This window comes from Gloeocapsopsis sp. IPPAS B-1203, assembly GCF_002749975.1.
Lineage (GTDB): Bacteria > Cyanobacteriota > Cyanobacteriia > Cyanobacteriales > Chroococcidiopsidaceae > Gloeocapsopsis.
The window spans coordinates 198,430-219,927 of record NZ_PEIG01000006.1 but is presented as its reverse complement, the minus strand read 5'-3'; the positions used below and the strand labels follow the sequence as shown (position 1 = coordinate 219,927).

At 39.9% G+C, this 21,498-nt stretch carries 15 protein-coding genes; 11 read left to right on the top strand and 4 right to left on the bottom strand.

The window, feature by feature from the left end; genetic code table 11:
- Nucleotides 1-21: 21 nt before the first annotated feature.
- The 3 genes from cofH to CSQ79_RS12830 all read left to right on the top strand — a co-directional run bounded on the left by cofH (nucleotide 22) and on the right by CSQ79_RS12830 (nucleotide 3,840).
- On the top strand, nucleotides 22-1,182 hold the full coding sequence (gene cofH, locus CSQ79_RS12840) for a 7,8-didemethyl-8-hydroxy-5-deazariboflavin synthase subunit CofH (protein WP_289501091.1): 1,161 nt from the start codon (nucleotides 22-24) through the stop codon (nucleotides 1,180-1,182).
- A gap of 219 nt (nucleotides 1,183-1,401) precedes the next feature.
- A complete protein-coding gene (psb27, locus tag CSQ79_RS12835) occupies nucleotides 1,402-1,806 on the top strand; it encodes a photosystem II protein Psb27 (protein ID WP_099701567.1) in 405 nt (134 codons plus the stop codon).
- A 519-nt stretch (nucleotides 1,807-2,325) separates the two neighbouring features.
- A complete protein-coding gene (locus CSQ79_RS12830; RefSeq protein ID WP_099701733.1) occupies nucleotides 2,326-3,840 on the top strand; it encodes a family 10 glycosylhydrolase in 1,515 nt (504 codons plus the stop codon).
- An 81-nt stretch (nucleotides 3,841-3,921) separates the two neighbouring features.
- On the opposite strand, the gene dapF is transcribed toward CSQ79_RS12830, so the two are convergent.
- On the bottom strand, nucleotides 3,922-4,767 hold the full coding sequence (dapF, locus tag CSQ79_RS12825; RefSeq protein ID WP_099701566.1) for a diaminopimelate epimerase: 846 nt from the start codon (nucleotides 4,765-4,767) through the stop codon (nucleotides 3,922-3,924).
- Between the two features lie 150 nt (nucleotides 4,768-4,917).
- On the opposite strand from dapF, the gene CSQ79_RS12820 reads away from it, so the two are divergent.
- Nucleotides 4,918-5,133, top strand: a complete 216-nt coding sequence (locus CSQ79_RS12820; RefSeq protein ID WP_099701565.1) for an Hfq-related RNA-binding protein — start codon at nucleotides 4,918-4,920, stop codon at nucleotides 5,131-5,133.
- Nucleotides 5,134-5,157: 24 nt separating this feature from the next.
- On the opposite strand, the gene CSQ79_RS12815 is transcribed toward CSQ79_RS12820, so the two are convergent.
- Nucleotides 5,158-5,574: a GNAT family N-acetyltransferase gene (locus tag CSQ79_RS12815; RefSeq protein ID WP_099701564.1), complete on the bottom strand. Its 417-nt coding sequence runs from the start codon at nucleotides 5,572-5,574 to the stop codon at nucleotides 5,158-5,160.
- A gap of 139 nt (nucleotides 5,575-5,713) precedes the next feature.
- Nucleotides 5,714-6,232, bottom strand: a complete 519-nt coding sequence (locus CSQ79_RS12810) for a GNAT family N-acetyltransferase (protein ID WP_099701563.1) — start codon at nucleotides 6,230-6,232, stop codon at nucleotides 5,714-5,716.
- A 124-nt stretch (nucleotides 6,233-6,356) separates the two neighbouring features.
- Between CSQ79_RS12810 and CSQ79_RS12805 the strand changes: the two genes are divergently transcribed.
- Nucleotides 6,357-7,241, top strand: coding sequence for a LysR substrate-binding domain-containing protein (locus tag CSQ79_RS12805; protein ID WP_099701562.1), 885 nt, complete (start codon nucleotides 6,357-6,359; stop codon nucleotides 7,239-7,241).
- A 57-nt stretch (nucleotides 7,242-7,298) separates the two neighbouring features.
- Here the strand turns inward: CSQ79_RS12805 and CSQ79_RS12800 are convergent, their stop codons facing one another.
- Nucleotides 7,299-9,578 (bottom strand): cation:proton antiporter domain-containing protein, encoded by a 2,280-nt coding sequence (locus CSQ79_RS12800; RefSeq protein WP_099701561.1) that lies wholly within the window; start codon nucleotides 9,576-9,578, stop codon nucleotides 7,299-7,301.
- 671 nt (nucleotides 9,579-10,249) lie between these two features.
- Here CSQ79_RS12800 and CSQ79_RS12795 point away from each other — a divergent pair.
- The 6 genes from CSQ79_RS12795 to CSQ79_RS12770 all read left to right on the top strand — a co-directional run bounded on the left by CSQ79_RS12795 (nucleotide 10,250) and on the right by CSQ79_RS12770 (nucleotide 21,478).
- Nucleotides 10,250-12,334 carry a diguanylate cyclase domain-containing protein gene (locus CSQ79_RS12795; RefSeq protein ID WP_289501089.1) on the top strand — a complete coding sequence of 695 codons (2,085 nt, stop codon included), beginning with the start codon at nucleotides 10,250-10,252 and terminating at the stop codon, nucleotides 12,332-12,334.
- Between the two features lie 129 nt (nucleotides 12,335-12,463).
- Nucleotides 12,464-15,472 carry an amino acid adenylation domain-containing protein gene (locus CSQ79_RS12790; protein WP_099701559.1) on the top strand — a complete coding sequence of 1,003 codons (3,009 nt, stop codon included), beginning with the start codon at nucleotides 12,464-12,466 and terminating at the stop codon, nucleotides 15,470-15,472.
- Between the two features lie 209 nt (nucleotides 15,473-15,681).
- Nucleotides 15,682-18,639 (top strand): response regulator, encoded by a 2,958-nt coding sequence (locus tag CSQ79_RS12785; RefSeq protein ID WP_099701558.1) that lies wholly within the window; start codon nucleotides 15,682-15,684, stop codon nucleotides 18,637-18,639.
- A 98-nt stretch (nucleotides 18,640-18,737) separates the two neighbouring features.
- A complete protein-coding gene (locus CSQ79_RS12780) occupies nucleotides 18,738-19,112 on the top strand; it encodes a response regulator (protein ID WP_099701557.1) in 375 nt (124 codons plus the stop codon).
- Nucleotide 19,113: 1 nt separating this feature from the next.
- Complete coding sequence (locus CSQ79_RS12775; protein WP_099701556.1) at nucleotides 19,114-20,862, top strand: SpoIIE family protein phosphatase; 1,749 nt, start codon at nucleotides 19,114-19,116, stop codon at nucleotides 20,860-20,862.
- A 40-nt stretch (nucleotides 20,863-20,902) separates the two neighbouring features.
- Nucleotides 20,903-21,478, top strand: a complete 576-nt coding sequence (locus CSQ79_RS12770) for a slr1658 family protein (RefSeq protein ID WP_099701555.1) — start codon at nucleotides 20,903-20,905, stop codon at nucleotides 21,476-21,478.
- Nucleotides 21,479-21,498 lie beyond the last annotated feature (20 nt).

Below are 21,498 nucleotides of genomic sequence, written 5' to 3'. Positions count from 1 at the left end.
CACTTAATTATCCAATGCTCTGTGACTACTAAAGCTGTTGAAAAGATTCTTGAGCGTGCCTTAACCGGATACGAGCTATCCTCCCAAGAGGGAGTAATATTGTTACAGCAGACCGATATCGAAGCGATCGCAGCAATTCAGGATACAGCAGATCAACTCCGCCGCTTGCAAGCAGGTGACACTGTAACATATGTCATCAATCGTAATATTAATTTTACTAATATTTGCGAGCAGCACTGTAGTTTCTGTGCATTTCGGCGCGATGCTGGAGAAGAAGAAGCCTACTGGCTAAACTGGGCACAAATTCTTGAAAAAACGAGTGATGCGGTACAGCGCGGTGCAACAGAAATTTGTATGCAAGGAGGATTAAACCCGCAAGCGAAAATTAGCGGGCGCTCTCTGCCATATTACCTGGAAGTAGTAAAAATCATCAAAGCACAGTTCCCTCAATTGCACTTACACGCATTTTCTCCCCAAGAAGTAGAATTTATTGCGCGAGAAGATGATATTAGCTATGCCTCAGTCATTGTTGCTTTACGCGATGCTGGAGTCGGTTCAATGCCAGGAACCGCTGCTGAAATCTTAGACGATCGAGTCAGGCGGATTTTGTGTCCTGAAAAAATTAACACAGCCACTTGGCTAGAAATTGTCAGTACAGCCCATCAATTAGGTGTACCAACAACCAGTACAATGCTTTCTGGACACATTGAAACACCACAACAGCAGATTCATCACCTGCAACAATTGCGATCGCTACAACAAACCGCATACGATAGAAATTACTCTGCCACCATAACTGAATTCATTTTGCTACCATTTGTCGGTCAAGAAGCCCCCAAACCTCTACGCCGTAGAGTTGGCAGAGATCAACCAGTACTTGCTGATGCACTATTACTGACAGCAGTAGCAAGGATCTTTTTAGGACAGGCAATATCTAACCATCAACCAAGCTGGGTCAAACTAGGGCTAACAGGAGCAATAAAAGCTTTAAAGTGGGGTTGCAACGATATTGGCGGTACTTTAATGGAAGAACACATTACCACAATGGCAGGTGCGATCGGTGGTACGTGTATGGAAGTAGAAACTCTACATACCGCAATTAGTTCCATCAAAAGACCCCATGCACAACGCGATACTTTATATTGCCTGCTGACTAAAGAAGAGGAAGTGGTTAGTGGCTAGTAGGAGTGTGGGAGTGTAGGTAATAGAGTTTTGAGTTTTGAGTTTTGAATTATGAGTTATGAGAAGACTTTGATGGCATTCTTAACTCAACACTCAACATTCAACATTCATAACTCTCTTAGTCTCCCTACTACTCTACTACCCAAATTACATGATCCCCGCAGTACCAATCCGAGATAGGATGGACGTTAATTTCTGTCTTTTCTCACTTAAATGCTTATGAAGCGCTATTGGTCACGTCTACTCGCCCTCGCGTTGGTTGTTGTCATTGGCTTGATGGGCTGTTCTAGCACTGCTTTCTCAGATGGTCTGAGTGGAGATTATCGCCAAGATACACTATCTGTGGTAAACACATTGAGAAACGCCCTCGATTTACCAGATGATGCTCCTGAAAAAGCTGAGGCGCAAACAGAAGCACGTCAAAAAATTAATGAATTTGCTGCCCGTTACCAACGTGATGGTGCTGTTGCTAGTTTAAGTTCCTTCACCACAATGCGAACCGCATTAAACTCCTTGGCAGGACACTATAGCTCTTATCCCAATCGCCCAGTACCAGCAAAGCTCAAAAAACGGTTAGAGCAAGAATTCAAACAAGTAGAAATGGCGCTGAACCGAAACAGCTAAACTCGTAGTTAGCGATATCTCCTTCTATAGTAGCTAGTGGGAGAGTAGTGAGTGGCTAACTAACACATAAGGTTAGTTTGAGATTTTACTCTCCTAACGCTTTTAGACAGGAGATATTTACGGTTAATGTTGTGTACTAATACAACTAGCAACTTACAGATAGTCAGGCAATCTGGCTGGACATCATGCGATCGCAATGTACAAAAACTATTAGGTGTAATGATTTGAGCAGTTGATTTAATATTTGAAGCGGTTTCTTCATTTGCCACACTTAAGAAATTAGAGCGTTAAGGAAACCGAATGAGAACTTTTGTAGTCCTAACACTAGTCAAGACTTATGTAACCCAAAGTTCTCACTAGTGAATTATTAGTGTGTCCTGGTACGTTGTTCTAGTGCAACTGTTACATAAAGCTAAAGCGCTGTTTTTTTGAACAACGCTAGTTGAGGCTGTCACTTATAAGTTAATGATTAGCCTTGCTACCAGATTCATTGTTCGTAGTTATGTTGTGTTTGCGGTAATGTCCAACCATCGTTTGAGATTTGCCCGTTCTTGCTTTGCTTGGCAACGCTTGCTTGCCACCGTGTTAACAGGTAGCTTAGTAAGTACTAATTTTGGTAGCCCTCCTCCAGCTAAGGCACAAACAACGGCGTATTGCCAGCTAACAGCAGCAGCAACACAAGAAAAAGAAACCTTACGTCAATCTGCACTGCAGGGCAACACAGAAGCTCAGAACCGCTATAGAGCACTTGTAAATCAACACGCTCAAATTTTACGCGATTGTCGCAACCGCACTTGGCCTCAAACTCAAGCAGTATGGTTGCGGTTATATCCCTGCGATCTTCAGCCTGGAGTACTCGATAAAGTCATGGATCGCGTTGTTAATCGTGGCTATAACCAGGTGTATATTGAAGTATTCTACGACGGTCAAGTTTTGCTACCCACAGCCGCAAATCCTACCGTTTGGCCTTCTGTAGTTAGGACCCCTGGTAGTGAAAGGACAGATTTGCTAGCTCAAGCCATTCAAAAGGGACGCGATCGCGGGTTGAAGGTCTACGCTTGGATGTTCATGATGAATTTCGGCTACTCCTACGGGCAGCGCCCAGACCGCCAATCGGTGCTAGCACGTAACAGTAAAGGAGATACAAGTTTGTATGTGGTTGATAACGCCAGTCAGGTATTTATTGATCCTTATAACTTGCAAGCCAAAAGAGATTATTATCAGCTTATTCTAGAAGTCATACGGCGTCGCCCTGATGGAGTTCTCTTTGACTATGTGCGCTATCCTAGAGGCTCAGGTGCTGGATCTGTTGTCAATAGAGTACAAGATTTATGGATTCATAGCGAAGCTGCTCAACAAGCTTTAAATCGTCGGGCACTAAACTACAAAGGACTGAACTTAATTCAGCGCTTTGTGAGTAAAGGATATATTACTGCAGGAGATATTGAAGCCATCGACAAGCTGTATCCGCAAGAAGGCGAACCCTTGTGGCAAGGACGCACCCCTCCCCCAGCACCACAACCACCAAACAAACCACCAACTGCGGCACAAAGACAGCCCCAATTACAGTGGGAGTTATGGCAACTTAGTGTTGCTCATGCAATTCAAGGCATTATCGACTTTTTAGCAATTGCAGCTTGGCCTGTACAGCGACAAGGAATGAAAGCAGGTGCAGTGTTTTTCCCTGATGGCAACCAATCAGTCGGTCGTCAAGGTTATGACTCGCGTTTGCAGCCTTGGGACCGCTTTCCAACAACTTTAGAATGGCATCCCATGTCTTACGCAGCTTGCAATAATACAAGTTGTATTGCTGCTTTAGTACAGCGAGTTTTGCAGTACGCACCATCTGGAACTCAGGTAATTCCAGCGATCGCAGGAGTTTGGGGTAAACCTATTAGCAATCGCCCATCCTTAGAAGCCCAAATGCAAGCACTCCGCGCCTATGCACCACGACTTCAAGGTGTCAGTCATTTTGCTTTGTCTTGGCAAGAACCGCAGCTAGAAAGCGAGCGTAAATCTTGTAGAGTCCGTTAAGTATAACAGGGGTCAGAGGTCAGGGTTATAAAGTGCGTTGGGACAGCGGTTTGTGTTGTATCTTGTTTAGAACCTCTATGCTTAAATTTCTACAACACCTGTAAATACTCTTTCAGCAGGTCCTGTCATCAATAGCCGCTGATCGATTTCGGACCATTCGATTTGCAAGCAACCCCCTGGAAGTTCGACTGTCGCAATGCGATCGCATCTTCCTGTCAATACACCGGCAACTAAAGCCGCACAAGCACCTGTACCACACGCCAAAGTAGCCCCTGCGCCGCGTTCCCAGACACGCATCTTCAAGTAGTCGCGGCGCACCACTTCAATAAATTCTGTATTTGTCCGTTGCGGAAAGACAGCGTGATGCTCAAATTGCGGACCAATGTTTTCTAATGGAATTGCTGCGACATCTTCCACAAACGTAATACAGTGCGGATTCCCCATACTGACACACGTAACATTCCAACTTTGTCCGGCAACTTCTAGCAGTTTGTCAACAACCTTCACGCCTTCTGAACACAAAGTCGTCGGAATTTCACTTGCAAGTAACCGAGGGACGCCCATATCAACTTTGACTTGACCATCAGGCATAATTTGCGGTGTAATAGTGCCAGCCAGCGTATGAATGCGTTTTTGGCTATTTTCTTGCTGATCCCCGTCTATTTCTGCGACAAACGCCGCTAAACAACGAATGCCATTACCACACATTTCTGGTTCTGAACCATCAGAATTAAAAATCCGCATTGTGTAGTCAGTACCATTCTGTCCTGGTAGTGCAAAAATGACGCCATCTGCACCAATTCCAAAGTGTCGATCGCATAACTTAATTGCTTGTTCAGGTGTAACAACAGGCTGTGATGACAAACGATTGTCAATCAAAATAAAATCGTTTCCAAGTCCGTGATATTTAGCAAATTCAATCGTCATAGGATTTTATGTCAGTAAGTGAAAATAAATGTAACCTAAAGATTGGTAACTGGTCATTGGTAACTGGTAACTGCTAAATATCTTTTTTCCATTACCCATTACCCATTACCCATTACCCATTACCCCTTTCCCAACGAGAAAACCAAATTTATGCCTAGCGAATTCGATCCAGCATTACCTAGCATTCGTCAAGTTCAAACATTAATTAAACAAGCAAACCGCGTCGAGTTGAAACTTGTCACTGGCGATCTAGTCATTGGTAAAATTAGCTGGCAAGATCAAAACTGTTTAAGTCTTGTTGATGCAAATAATCAAACTATCCTCGTTTGGAGAGGTGCGATCGCCTATCTCAAACCAATAAACTAGTTGATAGTAGTGGTTTAAAGGAAACTAATCCTCTTGTTCAGCATATATCCACATCGGCTCAGTTTTTCCGGCGCGCTTAAAGCCACACTTTTTATAGAATTCAATTGCCTGTTGGTCTGCAAGGAGAATATGTTGATGAAAACCTTGATAACGAGACGTTAAAATCTTCATAATTTGTCTGCCTATACCTTGTTTCTGGTACTCTGGCAACACAAGTAAGTGAGGATAGTAAACGACTAAAAAGTTATCAGAGATAGCATTGCCTAAACCTACTAGCTTACTTTTATCCCACGCAGAAATTAGCAGTTGGGAGTGCATTAATGCGTTGTAGAGTTGCTCAGGTTTGTTAGCTGAAGACCAGTGATTCGCTTGATATAAATTAAGAATGCTGAGGCAATCAATATCATGATTTTCCTTATAGCTAATTTTTACTTTGTGCATATTTTATGTTACTTATTTATATCATCTCCGCTTAGATAACCAGAATATCGGTATTGTTACGCTGTTATTAGTGGTTAGTTACTAGTCATTAGTCACTTTACTCACCATTTTTATCATCACTAATCAACTGGATTTGATATTACTTGTAAAAAGCAGTAAATCTTTTGTCTGTCCGTTTACCTGCTAGTTGCAAAATTGTAGATCGCTCGATTCGACACAGCCGGACATTTAAAACTTGCGTACCGTGTTTTTGATAAAAAGCGATCGCACGGGTATTGCCATCCGCAACAGTCCATTCTAACCTGCCACAATTTGCCTCTTGTGCGATTTGCGCCAAACGTTGCAACAACGCTGTACCAATTCCCTTACCGCGCATCAGTGGCTGTACATACAAATCGCCTACCCAAAGCGTCAGCTGTGCTAAAAAACTGGAGTAAGCATAGGAAAATAGCGCAAATCCAACTGCAACATCATCGACTTGGGCTAACAACACTTGTGCAAGTGGAGGTTGAGCGAATAAAGTTTGCCTTAACTTATCAATCGTGATTTCTAGAGAATGGGGATACCTGTCAAATTTTGCTTTTTGTGAAATAAACCCAAGAATTAACTCTAGATCTTCAATTGTTGCCAAGCGAATTTTTATATCAATTTCATCCATTTTCAGCTTCCTGAGTACGCCTACTACTCACTGTAGAGAAGCAATTACTAGATGTCCAATATATTTTTAGCAGTTTATTTATACTCAAAATATATAAATCAAACACCCATTACCCATTACCCAAATGGAACTGCGACACCTGCGTTACTTCATTACAGTTGCAGAAGAACTAAATTTTAGCCGTGCAGCAGAACGATTGCATATTGCCCAACCACCATTAAGTCAGCAAATCCGAGATTTAGAAATAGAGTTAGGAGTCAAACTTTTTGAGCGAACCAAGCGCAGAGTAGAATTAACAACACCAGGAAAAGTGTTTTTAGAAAAGTCGCGGCTAGCACTACAACAAGTCGATCAAGCAGTGATTGCAGTCCAAAAAGCCAGTCGTGGTGAAATTGGTCGATTGGTAATTGGTTTTAATAGCTCAGCGACATATAGTATATTGCCAAAAATTTTACGTGTCTTTCGCGAGCAATGCCCAGATGTAGAGTTAGATTTGCAAGAATTAACAACCCGCCAACAATGCGATCGCCTGCACCACAACCAAATTGATGTCGGAATTCTTTATTTACCAATTGAAAGTGAAGCCCTCAGTACTATAACTGTTTTACAAGAAAGCCTTATTTTAGCGATCGCAGCAACTCACCCCCTAGCAGTACTACCAGAAGTATCTATCAAAGCACTCACTCAAGAACCATTTATTATGCCTCCACATCACTTGGGAGGAGGATTATACAACCAAATTCTCCGCTTTTTTCAACAGACAAATTTCATACCAAATGTTCTCCAAGAAGCGACACAACTGCAAACAACAATTAGCTTAGTAGCTGGAGGTATAGGTATAGCCCTTGTACCCGCTTCACTCCAAAATTTACAAAGATCAGGTGTTGTTTACAAAATGCTCCAAGAACCGACGCCAGAAATTGAAATTGCTTTAGCCTGGCGAAAACAAGACTCTTCTCCAGTTTTACAGAAATTTATTAATACTGTCAGCCTAATTCATAAATCCTAACTATATCAAGTCCAGTTAATTACCAATTACCCACCCGCAATGTTCAAGTAGAAACACTTACGACAATATAGGAAAAACACCCTGTACACCTTGCGTTGATAGCCAATCCTGAAGTTGATTCAAAGCTGGGTAAGCTCCGCATAATAACAGTAAATCGCCTGCTTGCAAGCTCATATTCACATCAGGAAACCAAAAGAATTTACCATCGCGTCGAATTGCTTGTACCTGCACGCTACAACGAGTGAAAACATCTAACTGTGCCAAAGTTTGATTAATCACTGGGCTATTAACTCCAAGCATAATCCAGTGACACAACATATTTTCATCATGAATTGCCACTTCACCTTTAGCCAATTCATCAAACGCCGCGAGTTCCTCAGCAGTTCCAACGAGTAATAAGCGATCGCCTGTCTGTAAAACGGTTGTAGCATCAGGATAATCAACTTCTTCACCTTTCGCCCGACGAATTGCAATCAAACTGACACCAGTAAGATATCGTAAATTTACTTCTTCTAACGTCATACCAGCAAGCGGAGATGTCTTAGGTAAGCGATACCAGCGACTATTCATATCTTTAGCTGCTAACTGCAACTCCCGCGAAACTTGTGCAGGCGATCGCTCAGGGCGCAATTCGAGATAATGATGCGATCGGATTTGCTGCATTTCTTGTTGAATTACTGGTAGCGCCAAGCCGACTTGCGCTAATAAATGTGTGGAAAGTTCGATACTTGCTTCAAATTCAGGTTGTACAACTTCTCTTGCGCCCAGTTGATACAGTAGTTCAATATCTTGATTTTTATTGGCACAGACTACCGTATCAAGTTCAGGAGATAGTTCCAACGCACGTTTAAGACACAAACGTGTACTCATCGGATCTCGTAAAGCAATTGCTAGCGATCGCGCGCGATCCACCCCAGCAGTTTCTAACACTCGCAAACTACTGGCATTACCATACACGTAAGGCACTCCAGCTTCACGCAACTGTTGAATTTTACTTTCCGACTGATCTACTACTACTACAGAAAGTCCGCGTTCTTGCATTAAGCGAACTAAGTTACGTCCCATTTGTCCATAACCACAAACAACCAAATGATCCTGTATCGGTAATTCTGGAGAAACCTCTTTTGGTACATCAGCCGCGTCCAAATAAGGCTTAAGCCAAGGTAACGATTCTGCCCAATTAAAAAATAAAGGAACTAGCCGCAATACAAACGGTGTTAGAACCAGCGTGACTGCAGTTGTTCCCAAAATTAGTAAATATACCCTGCGGGAAACTAGCCCTAGTGATTGCCCTTCACTCGCTAACACAAATGAAAATTCCCCAATTTGAGCCAAACCTAAACCAGCCAGCAACGCGGTTTTTATTGAATAACCAAAAGCTTTAACTAATGGAGTCACAATCAAAAATTTACCAACCCAAACCAGCGCTACTAACCCCAAAATCAACTCTAGGTTTTGCCACAAAAACACAGGATCAATCAACATGCCAATTGCTACAAAAAATAATGTCGCAAAGATATCTCGCAGCGGTTCTACATAAGTCAACGTTTGATCGGCGTACTCTACCTCCGAAATCATCAATCCAGCAACAAACGCCCCCATTTCAATCGATAAACCCAAGTGTTCAGTTAGTAGTGCAATACCCAAACACAAAGCTACAACACCAAGTAAAAACAACTCGCGGCTTTCGGTACGTGCCAAAAGTTTCAACAAAGGTGGAATCAACCAAATTCCCGCGGCTATAGCTCCTGCAGCAAATAATCCAATGCGTAACAAAGCCGTCAACACTGCCATACCAATTGTTTCAGCCGGTTGATCCAACGCAGGTAACACCGCAAGCATTAACCCTAATGCTAAGTCTTGAACTACCAAAATTCCCAGCATCACTTGCCCGTGTGAAGTTTCGGTTTCATTGCGTTCCATCAAGCATTTGAGTACAACTGCTGTAGAAGACAAAGATAAAATTGCACCTAAGAATACGCCTTGTGCTGGAGAATTTACCCAACCTACTAATAACGATACGAGTGCTGTTACTAAAATAGTGAGGGCAATTTGCAAGCCTCCACCACCTAAACTGATCGCCTGGACTTTTTTGAGTTCTGCAAAAGAAAATTCAACGCCCAAAGCAAACAATAAAAAGGCAACACCAAACTGCGCCAGCGTTTCTACTTGAATTAATTCCTTGATTAATCCTAGTCCAGCAGGACCAACCACCATACCACCAAGCAAATAACCAAGGAGAACTGGTTGGCGCAACAGTGCAGCTAATAGCCCACCACCAGCTGCAACCGCGAGAACTAACACCAAATCAACTATTAACCGAAAATCTTCTTGCACAAGTCTTCAACAGAACTATATAAAAGCTATAAATTTCACCATAAAGGTTTTTTAAGTTAAAAGCCAGTGCGTCAGCTTAACTGAGTATATAGCAATTACTCAACTCAACTCTAAACTCACTTTCTCCGTATTTTTATCAAACTTCAACAATTTTCAGTATATCTCTAAAGAAAAAAGCTTTTTTCTAAAATCCAACACTGACAATATTTTCACGGTTTTCATCAATAATTTAACCTTGCTATAAATTGGTTACTGCGAAATGCGTTCTGAGTTTATGGTGTAATTTTATGATTGAAATTATCGAGAAAGCTAACCAACTAAAATTGGAAAAAGCTTCAAACGGTATAAAGACAATTCTAAGTACACAAAAAAATGAACAACCCATATTTCGTAGCATTAGCAAATTAAATATTGGGAATTGCCATGTCAATATGAATTATAAGCAGTGGTTGCAAGAGCCATTTTTCTTGTTTTTAACTCCTCAACCACTTTTCAATTTTAACTTACCAGTTATTAGCTTATTTAAAAGAAATAATAATGTAGTAGATATTTTAGTTTACCAATATAAAAAACTCAATAAAATCTGGGCAAGAGTTATCAGCACTCTTTCTATTAACAACATAAACTTCTTGACTAGGATAAAACTCTCAAGTATTAGTCAAATTAAGCAAGTGCATAAAATATCAAATGAAGAGTTATCCGATCAGTTGACAATGTTGCCAGACCGTAAGTACTTATTAAGAAAAATAGCTCAGAAAACTAATTTTACCAAACAAAATATCAATTATATTTTTGCTATTTTGTTACTAGATTTAGAACAATTCCAAGTAGTTGATAGCAATCTAGCTTATGGAATAGAAGATCAACTTATTATTGCACTTGCTCGCAGATTAGAAACTTACACGCGCCACAAAGATATAGTTGTTCATCTTGGAAGCGGAGAGTTTGCGATTTTACTCGACAATATTAAAGATGTTAGCCATATACAACAAATTGCCGATCGCATTTATAAAGAACTTGTTTTACCTTTTTATATAAAAGGGCGTGAAGTTTTTGTGAATGTATGTATTGGCATTGCTATGAGTAAAGAAGACTATCAGCAACCAGAGGAGATGTTACGAGATGCTGACATAGCTATGCATTATGCCAAGAAACTCAGTAGATCGTCTTACCAAATATTTAACCTAGCTATGCACGACGGCACAGTAGAGGTATTGAAGCTAGAAAACGATTTACGGCGGGCAATTGAGCGCCGGGAGTTTCGATTATACTACCAACCAATTGTCTTACTAGAAACTAGACAAATTGTCGGATTTGAGGCACTTATACGCTGGCAACATCCACAGCGCGGGCTAATATATCCTTCTGAATTTATCTCTCTAGCAGAAGATACAGGACTAATTATATCTTTGGGCTATTGGGTACTAAGAGAAGCTTGTTATCAAATGCGGGCTTGGCAATTAAAGTTTCCTAACGCTTCTTTAGAAACAATTAGTGTCAACATTTCTGGCAAACAACTCCTAAAGACTGATCTTCTCGATCAGGTAAAACAAGTTTTGCAGGAGACACAACTAGAGCCATGTTGCTTAAAGCTCGAAATTACTGAAAGTAGTTTAATCAGAAATATTAACACTGCAGTCAATGTTATTGAGGAGCTAAAAGCATTAAATATTCAGTTTTCTATGGATGACTTTGGTACAGGATATTCATCCTTGAGCTATTTATATAATTTTCCAATCAATACTTTAAAACTGGATAGATCTTTTATTCAAAAGATGAATGAAAGTAGACAAAAGCTGGAGATTGTTAAAGCAATTGTAAATTTGGCATTAAACTTGGATATGGAAGTAGTTGCAGAAGGAATAGAGACCACACATCAATATGCTCAATTAAAAGTTTTAAAGTGTACTTATGGTCAAGGCTTTTTATTTTCCAAAGCTTTAGAATGCCAGGGGCTAGAGGCATTCATGGAGTCTGAGTTGTTGGTTCGAAACCATCATAAAAAAACAAAATTTCAACGTAACTTAGAAGAGCAATTCTCTCGGGAGCAGTTACTAATTCATATTGAAAGACTTAAGCAAGAGTTAGAAGAGTTAAAGCAGGAAAAGACCGATTTAGAAATTTTATTAGAGACGACTAATGAACATTCAGACGTTGTAGAATTAGAATTACATAGAGAAATTAGCGATCGCCTGAAAGCAGAAGTTGCATTACAAGAAGTCAATAGAAGACTGCAAAACCTCAGTTGCGTTGATAGTTTAACGCAAATAGCGAATCGTCGCCAATTTGATCAAGCGATCGCTCAAGAATGGTGGCGCATGGCAAGGGAAAAACAACCCTTAACCTTAATTTTCTGCGATGTTGACTACTTTAAATCATACAATGACCACTATGGCCATCAGGCAGGCGATCGTTGTTTAAAACAAGTAGCTCAAATCATTAGTGCTACGCTTGAGCGCCCTGGAGATTTAGTTGCTCGGTATGGCGGAGAAGAGTTTGCAGTCATCTTACCCAACACTGAGGCTGAAGGTGCAATTAAAGTAGCCCAAAAGATTCAAATGCAACTAAGAAACTCTCAGCTTGTCCATGCTGGCTCAGTAATCAGTGATTATGTGACGATGAGTTTGGGAATTGCGAGCACAATTCCGACATCAGACAGCGAACCTGTTGCATTGATGGCAAAAGCAGATAAAGCACTGTATCAAGCAAAAACTCAAGGACGCGATCGCTTTGTTCTTGCAGACGTTACCTACTAACCTTACACCTTAAGGATTGATCGGTTTCATATCACCTTATTGTGTCTTTTTACGACACACAGCTTTAGCCTGACTCGAGGCTAGATTTCTACTAGCTATTTAACTATTTACATTAATAAGCAAATTACAATGTCAAACAACTCATTTTCTAATCAAGGCGTTTTAATCCACGAACTCGTAGAAATTCAAGTAGCAAAAACACCCGATGCGATCGCTGTTATTTTTCAAGATCAACAATTAACTTACCGCGAACTCAACGAAAAAGCAAATCAACTAGCTCACTACCTCAAATCATTAGGAGTCAAACCAGATGTTTTAGTAGGAGTTTGCGTTGAACGCTCTATAGAGATGATTATTGCCCTACTCGGTATTCTCAAATCTGGTGGTGCCTACGTTCCTCTCGATCCTGCATATCCTAAAGATCGCCTAGCATTTACTATTGAAGATACTCAGATTCCTATTTTACTGACACAACAAAAATTAGCACGCTCGCTTCCTTTACATCAAGGACATTCGCTCTACATAGACGCAGATTGGGAAAAAATTGCCCAACAAAGTGAAAATAACCCTTTTAGTGGGGTCGAATCTCACAACCTTGCATATGTCATTTACACATCAGGTTCGACAGGTAAACCAAAAGGAGTAGCAATTGAACATCGTAACACAGTAGCTTTCATAGATTGGGCACAAGAATGGTTTAGCGCTAAGCAGCTACAAGGAGTGTTAGCTTCTACTTCACTTTGCTTTGACCTATCAATTTTTGAATTGTTTGTTACTTTAAGTTGTGGAGGAACGGTAATCTTGGCACAAAATGCCTTGCAATTACCAGATCTACCAGCAGCACAAAAAGTCACTTTAATTAATACAGTACCTTCAGCGATCGCTACCTTACTTCGGATGAAGGGAATTCCTGCCTCTGTTGAGACGATCAACCTTGCTGGAGAGCCGCTACAAAATAGCTTAGTACAGCAACTTTATCAGCTAGATCATGTTCATCAAGTATGTAACCTTTATGGTCCCTCTGAAGACACTACCTACTCCACAGTTGCTTTAATGCAAAAAGGTGCCACCGAAACTCCTTCAATCGGTCGTCCAATTTCCAACACTCAAATTTGTCTGCTAGACTCCCAACTCAAACCTGTATCAGATGGAATGGAGGGTGAAATTTATATTGCTGGGGCAGGTTTAGCTAGAGGCTATCTCAATCGTCCAGATTTGACCGATGAGAAATTTATTCCCAATCCTTTCAGCAACGAGCCAGGTTCGCGACTCTACAAAACTGGAGATTTAGCAATTCGTTTACCTGACGGTAATCTCAAATACTTAGGACGTATCGATCACCAGGTTAAAATTCGCGGCTTTCGTATTGAATTAGGAGAGATTGAGTCAGTCTTAGTAAAACATCCCAAAGTAAGTCAGATAGTAGTAGTTGCCCGTGAGGTTTCTACAAACGACAAACGATTAGTTGCCTATGTAGTTCCGAATTCTACCTCAGAACCAATACGACAAAATTTGATGATCCGCGATTTGCGTGATTTTCTTAAGCTGGAGTTGCCTGACTTTATGATTCCTGCAGCATTTGTCTTTTTGGAAGAATTACCACTCACTCTCAACGGCAAGATTGATCGTCGTGCACTACCTATCCCTAAGTGGACTTGTATGGAACAGGGAATTTATGTGGCACCCCGTAACTCTAGAGAAACACAATTAGCTGAGCTTTGGAGTCAACTACTTGGAGTAGATCAACCCAGTATCTATGACAACTTCTGCGAACTAGGCGGGCATTCCCTGCTGGCAATTCAACTTGTTCATCAGGTTAATGAAATTTTTCACATCAAGCTACCCCTTGCAAGTTTTTTAGAAATGCCAACTATCGCGGGAATGGCTCAAAATATTGAGTCACTTTGTCATGCAGATGTTGCTCAATTAACTAATAATGAGGAAACAGAAGTAGAGCTAGATTCTGCTATTTATCCTGAAAATATCTTAACTGAACCTATTCCCGAAATTTTTCTAACGGGTGCTACTGGTACTCTAGGTGCTTATCTGCTTTATGAGTTATTGCAGCAAACTCGTGCAGACATCTACTGTCTTGTTCGCGCCAGTAGCATTGAGGAAGTTCGGGCAAAAATTCAAAATGCTTTAAAGCGTTACGGACTCTGGAGCGATCGCTTAAGTACAAGAATTATACCTGTTCTAGGTGATTTGAGTCAGCCTTATCTAGGCATCAAACCTGAACAGTTTGCTCGACTAGCAGAAAAAATTGATTTAATCTACCATTGTGGAGCTTGGGTTAACGTAGCATATCCTTACTCAGCTTTGAAAGCTGCTAACGTTTTAGGTACTCAAGAGATTTTACGCTTAGCAAGCCAAACTAAAACTAAACCAGTACATTTTATTTCAACAATCGACGTTTTTTCTGCCACTAGCAGCCCTACGCTCAGAACAATCAAAGAAGAAGATGTTGCAGGTCCAACAACTTCTCTTGGTAACGGCTATGCCCAAACTAAGTACATGGCTGAGAAATTATTGATGGAAGCTGCTTCTAGAGGCTTACCTATTTCCATCTACCGACCAAGTAATATTGTTGGAGATAGCAAAACAGGCATTTGCCTAACTGATGGATTCATTACCTTAATGCTTAAGGGTTGTCTGGAGATGGGAGTTGCTCCTGACATAGACGCAATGTTGAATCTTGTACCAGTAGATTATGTCAGTCAAGCAATTGTTTTACTGTCACAGAAGCAAGAACCCTGTACTCAAGCTTTTCATCTAGTCAATCCAGAACCAATCGAGTGGAAGCAACTTATTAAATGGCTGAATAAGATGGGTCACTCAATTTACTTAGACTCTTACACTACTTGGTATTCTCAGCTACTCAAGCTTGCTGCTCAGACCTCAGACAATACCATAACCCCCTTAGCAGGTCTTTTTGCTAATCAGTACTTAGTTCAAAAACTATTGGGAGCGTTTTACTTTGATTCACAAGAAACCTTAAACACTTTTGCTAGCAATCTAACGTGTCCTCCTGTAGATGATGAGTTACTGCTTAATAACTTTTCACACTTACTCAAGTATCGTGGTTCCCTCAAGTCGCAACTCTTAACTACTCACTCAGGAGGCTTGATCTCAGTCTAGATAGACTGACGAAAATTCAATAAAAATTATTACTCTCAGATTATTCATCAGGGTGAGTTTAGCAATAAGGTTTGGGCAAACTAATAACGTACGACTAAGCTTGCCCTGATGAGATTCTATGACTTCTAACTGAATTGAACCTAATTGCTAGGTTAGCAGGCTTAGTAGATTGCTCCAAACAACACCCAAGCAAGTCCAAGAGTTAGTGAATGAACGCAAATCGGATAAATAAAGTAAAAACCCCTGTTTGTGCATCTGGGAGGGATAGTTCTCATCAAAGTAAGTATACAGGCTCATTAACGCGCAAAACTCTCATCAAAACAGCACTTAGTATTGGCGCAGTCATTGTTGCCTCAACTGGGGTAGGATACTTTCAGTTGATTTCGCGTATTACAGCACAGACTCTAACACAAATTGAAAAGTATGCTCTCTCGCGAGCACAAAGAGAAGAAGCTATTTTTAGCTTGGCAGAAGATAATCACGTCATACTCAAACAAGCTCTTTTGGAAACATTTCAGGAGAAAACACAAGATCCTCAAAGCAAGTTTGAACAGCTATTTATCAAAATGCCTGATGGCACTACTCGCAACCGTCCTGAAAATTTTGAACTACAGAAGATTCCTGGAGTGTTCTTAGGTAGCAATGTTCATATCGACGCTGACATACGCCGTCGTGTGGTTGCTTACTTTGAGCTACTTAGTGCTTATGGTCCTGCATGGCGCAACCGCTTTGTGAACACTTATATGCAAATTCCAGAAAACGGAATTGCTATTTATATGCCTAGTTATGCTTGGACACAGAGTGCTCCTTCAGATAAATCATTTCGAGTTACTGATGATGAGTCTTTTTATATTACTAACAAAATCCAAAATCCAGAGCGTCAAACTGTTTGGTCTGGTATATATTACGACAAAGTTGCAAAGCGATGGATGGCTTCCTGCGTTACACCAGTAGATATAAATGGTAAGCACATTGCAACAATTGGACACGATATTCTGATTGATGAATTACGCGATCGCGCGATTCAAGATGCTTTAAAAGGAACATACAATATAATCTTTCGCGAAGATGGGCGTTTGATAGCACATCCTGACTTTATGCAAGAAATTCAAGATGGAGAAGGAAAATTTAACATTTCGCATTCAGGTAATACTAACTTACATAATATTTTTAAACTAGTAAAGCATAAGCAAGCTAATCAAGTCATTGTTGATGATTACAGGGATAATCAATACTTAGCCGTGACTAAAATTGATGGTCCTAATTGGTATTTAGTCACAGTTTATCCTAAAAGTCTCCTTCAACAGCAAGCCTTCTCTAGTGCTCGGCTCATTCTTTTTTTAGGACTTATCTCACTAGCCATTGAAATTGCGATCATTTTTCTAATTTTACGCCGGCAGATTTCTGAACCCTTGACTCACATGATGGAGGCAACTGAAACTATTACAGCAGGTGAATTAAACGTTGAGCTAGATGTATCTCGGCAAGATGAATTAGGTCATTTAGCCTACCTATTTAACAAAATGGCACAGCAGTTACGAGAATCTTTTCAGAAGCTAGCAAAGACTAACGAAGAACTAGAATTGCGGGTTGAAGAAAGAACTGCTGAACTGAAAGAAGCTAAAGAAACTGCTGATGCTGCTAATCGTTCTAAAAGTGAATTCTTAGCAAATATGAGCCATGAATTGCGGACTCCCTTAAATGCAATCATTGGCTACAGCGAAATGTTGCAAGAAGAAGCACAAGATTTGGAGCAAGAAGAATTTATCCCAGACTTGCGCAAAATTCATAATGCAGGTAAACATTTATTGTCCCTGATTAACGACATTCTTGACTTGTCTAAAATTGAGGCTGGTCGGATGGAACTTTATCAAGAAACTTTTGAAATCACGACACTTGTTAATGAAGTTATCAATACGATCGCTCCTTTGGCTGAAAAAAATCACAATGCTCTAATTGTCAATTGTCCTGAATGCGCAGGTACAATGTATGCCGATCTCACAAAGGTGCGTCAAAGTTTATTTAATCTTCTCAGTAATGCTTGTAAATTTACAGAGAAAGGCAAAATCGTCCTGACAGTTAATCGCTACACAAAAGATAACCAAGGTTGGATTCGCTTTCAAGTCAAAGATACAGGTATTGGCTTAACTCTAGAACAACAACAAAAAATCTTTCAAGCTTTTACGCAAGCAGATGCTTCGACAACGCGTAAATATGGTGGAACTGGTTTAGGACTAGCAATTACTAAAAGATTTTGTCAGCTAATGGAAGGTGATATCAGCGTAAGTAGTACACCAAGTGAAGGCTCTACCTTTATCATCGAGTTACCAACTAAAATTCCTGAATCTTTTAGCGATGCAGCGACTGAAAAAATTGCGATCGCGGAATCTTCTTCTTGCCAATTAACCACCATCCTTGTGATTGATGACGATCAAACCATTAAAGACTTGATCCAACGCTACCTCAATAAAGAGGGTTTTCAGACGATCGCCGCAAGTAGTGGCGCTACTGGCTTATCACTAGCTAAAGAAATAAGACCTGATGCAATTATTCTTGATGTAATGATGCCTGGTATGGATGGTTGGACAGTGTTAGCCTCGCTGAAAGCCGATCCTCAAGTCGCTAATATTCCAGTCATTATGACAACTATTGTCGATGACAAAAATTTAGGCTATAGTCTGGGCGCTTCTGATTATCTTCTTAAACCTGTTGATCGCGAGCGTTTGATGGCAATGTTGCATAAATACCATGCAGCACAATCTTTTAAGGCTGTGATGATGGTAGAAGATAATAAAGTCACCAGCCAGATGATCGGTCGTCAACTTGAAAAAGAAGGCTGGCAAGTTATTCAAGCCGAAAACGGGCGTAAAGCATTAGAACTGCTCCAAGTGAATACTCCAGGACTAATTATTACTGATTTAATGATGCCAGAAATGGATGGCTTTGAATTTATTCATATTCTCCGTCAAACTCCGCAGTGGGCATCAATTCCCGTCATTGTTATTACTGCTAAAGAAGTGACAGAAGAACAACAAAGATTGCAACAGCATGTTTACAAAGTCTTTGAAAAAGGTTCTTACGATCGCCAAGCCTTACTCAAAGAAGTTCATTATCTATTGTCACAAGCAGTCAATCTTCAAAAAACTTTGATAACTACTCAGTCATAGTGGCATAGCTAGTAATTAAGTCGGGAGTTTCTTGAGCAGCAGCAGGAGTGCATTCGAGAATTATGAATCAGTCATACTCAAAGCTTTAGGTGAAATCGATGACCAAAATTCTGATAGTCGAAGACAATGACATGAATCGAGATATGCTTTCTCGGCGGTTAACTCGTAAAGGTTACGATATCGTATTTGCTGTTGATGGTGCTCAAGGCTTATCAATGACTTCTTCAGAAAATCCTGACATCATCTTGATGGATATGAGTTTACCAGTCATTGACGGCTGGGAGGCAACTCGACAACTAAAAGTGAATCCTCAAACTCAAAATATTCCAGTCATTGCTTTGACTGCACATGCAATGTCAGGCGATCGCGAGAAAGCACTTACCGCTGGATGCGACGAGTACGATACTAAACCAATCGAGTTACCACGTTTACTAGAAAAAATTGAGGTTCTTCTAAGGAAAGCAAATCAATAGTATGGAGAACGATAACTCTACACAACTGGCTTTAATTTCATATCTGCGACATGAATTACGCACGCCAATTAATGCCATCATTGGTTATAGTGAAATGTTGCTTGAAGAAATAGCAACTGACTCTGACTCATTCATAATTTCTAAATTAAAACAAATTTTTAGCTGTGGCATTCAACTTTTAACACTTATTAATAAACACCTCGATCCAGCTAATTTGCCTACTAATTCACATCTTAGTATAGTTACAGTAAGTGAAATTTTACCTCTAGAACTAGAACCTTTTTTAAAAATAGTCATTGATTGTTGCGAACATCTCTTAAAACAAGCTACAACAGAACTGATAACTGATGTAGATAAAATTCATACTGCTACTCAATCACTACTAAGCACAATTCATAACATTACTAATATAGTTGAACGTTATTTCCAGTTGCAGAATATTAAAACTGCACAGAAGAATTCTTATTTAGAGTTAACTACATCTATTAAAAAAGATTTTATCACAGATGCCATTTATTTAGAAGATCGTCAGAAAAAGCCAGCAGAACGTTCAGGACATATCTTAATTGTTGACGATAACGAAAGTAATCGTGATTTACTTTCTAGACTCATCATAGCGCAAGGTTATACTGTCACAACGGCTGCTAACGGTTTGCAAGCAATTCAAATGATTAAAACAGCAAACTATGACCTGATTCTGCTCGATATCCTTATGCCAGAAGTTAATGGATATGAGGTATTACAATGGTTGCACGAGCAATTTCGACACATCCCAGCGATCGCAATTTCAGCCTTAGATGAAATTGATAGTGTTGTTAAATGCATTGAAATGGGAGCAGAAGACTACCTGACAAAGCCTTTTAATTCAATCTTGCTACGCGCCCGCATTGAGGCTTGCTTAGAAAAAAAACGCTTGCGCGATCGCGAAGTAGAATATTTAGCTCAACTTAACAGTGCTAATCAAGAAATAACTCTTCTTAATAAACGACTTAAAGCTGAAAACCTTCGCTTGAGTGCTGAACTCGAAGTTACACGTAAATTACAGCAAATGATCTTACCTAAAGATCACGAGTTAAGTCAAATTGAAGGACTAGATATTGCTGGATATATGGAACCAGCAGACGAAGTAGGCGGCGACTACTACGACGTTTTACAAACTAATGGGCGAGTCAAAATTGGTATTGGTGATGTCACTGGGCATGGGTTAGAAAGTGGAGTTCTAATGCTCATGGTGCAAACCGCCGTAAGAACTCTTATGGAAAACAACGAAACTGACCCTAAAAAATTTCTAGAAGTTCTCAATCGGACAATTTATAATAATATTCAACGCATGAATTCTAGTAAGAATTTAACTCTTTCTTTAGTTGATTATCATAACGGTAAATTAAATTTAAGCGGGCAACACGAAGAAATTATTGTCATCCGCTCTAATGGAACTTTAGAATGCATTAACACTATAAATTTAGGCTTTCCAATAGGGCTGGAGGAAAGCATTGAAGGCTTTGTTTCCCAAACTCAAATTCAGTTAGAAGCTGGTGATGTAGTAGTACTATATACCGATGGTATTACTGAAGCTGAAAATATTTTAGGTGTTCACTACGGACTAGAAAGACTTTGTGAAGTTGTTAAGCAAAATTGGTATAAATCAGTTCAAGAAATTAGGCAAATTGTTATTGATGATGTCTGCCGGCATGTTGGTTCGCATAAAATCTATGATGATATCACTTTAGTAATTCTGAAACAAAAATAGCTTACCACTTAATCCTAAAAATAATTACTATAAATGAGTCATGTTTCAAATAATTGGAGATTTTATAACCTGTCTGCCTCTTAATCAAGAATATTTAATTGTTGGCTTTTCACCCAGTTCTACTTCACTCCAGCAGAGATGGCGGAATAATGGAATTTCGGCTGATTTTCTTGCCAATTACCTAACTACGTTTTTTCCAGGCAATGATGATAGTTCAATTATAGCCCAGAAGCAAACTGAGCTAAAAAGTGCTGTTAGCTATATTGCTAACGAGTTATTAGAAAATTCCATGAAGTTTAGTTATGAAAATTCTGCTCCTATCAGTATTCAATTACATCTGCATAGTGACAGAATTATTTTTGTCATTTCTAATAGTATCAGTTATCAACAATTTGAAGTTTTCCAATCATATATAAACATATTACAAACCTCTGATTTAGATGATTTGTATATTCGTCAACTAGAAAAAAGTACAGACAAAGAACCTAGTTGCTCTGGATTGGGTTTACTAACGATCCTTAACGACTATACAACCAAGCTAGGTTGGAAATTTGAGGAAGGTCAAGATAACTCACATCAGGTAATTGTCACCACTATGGTGCAGTTGATAGTATAAACTACTTAATCAACTATGAA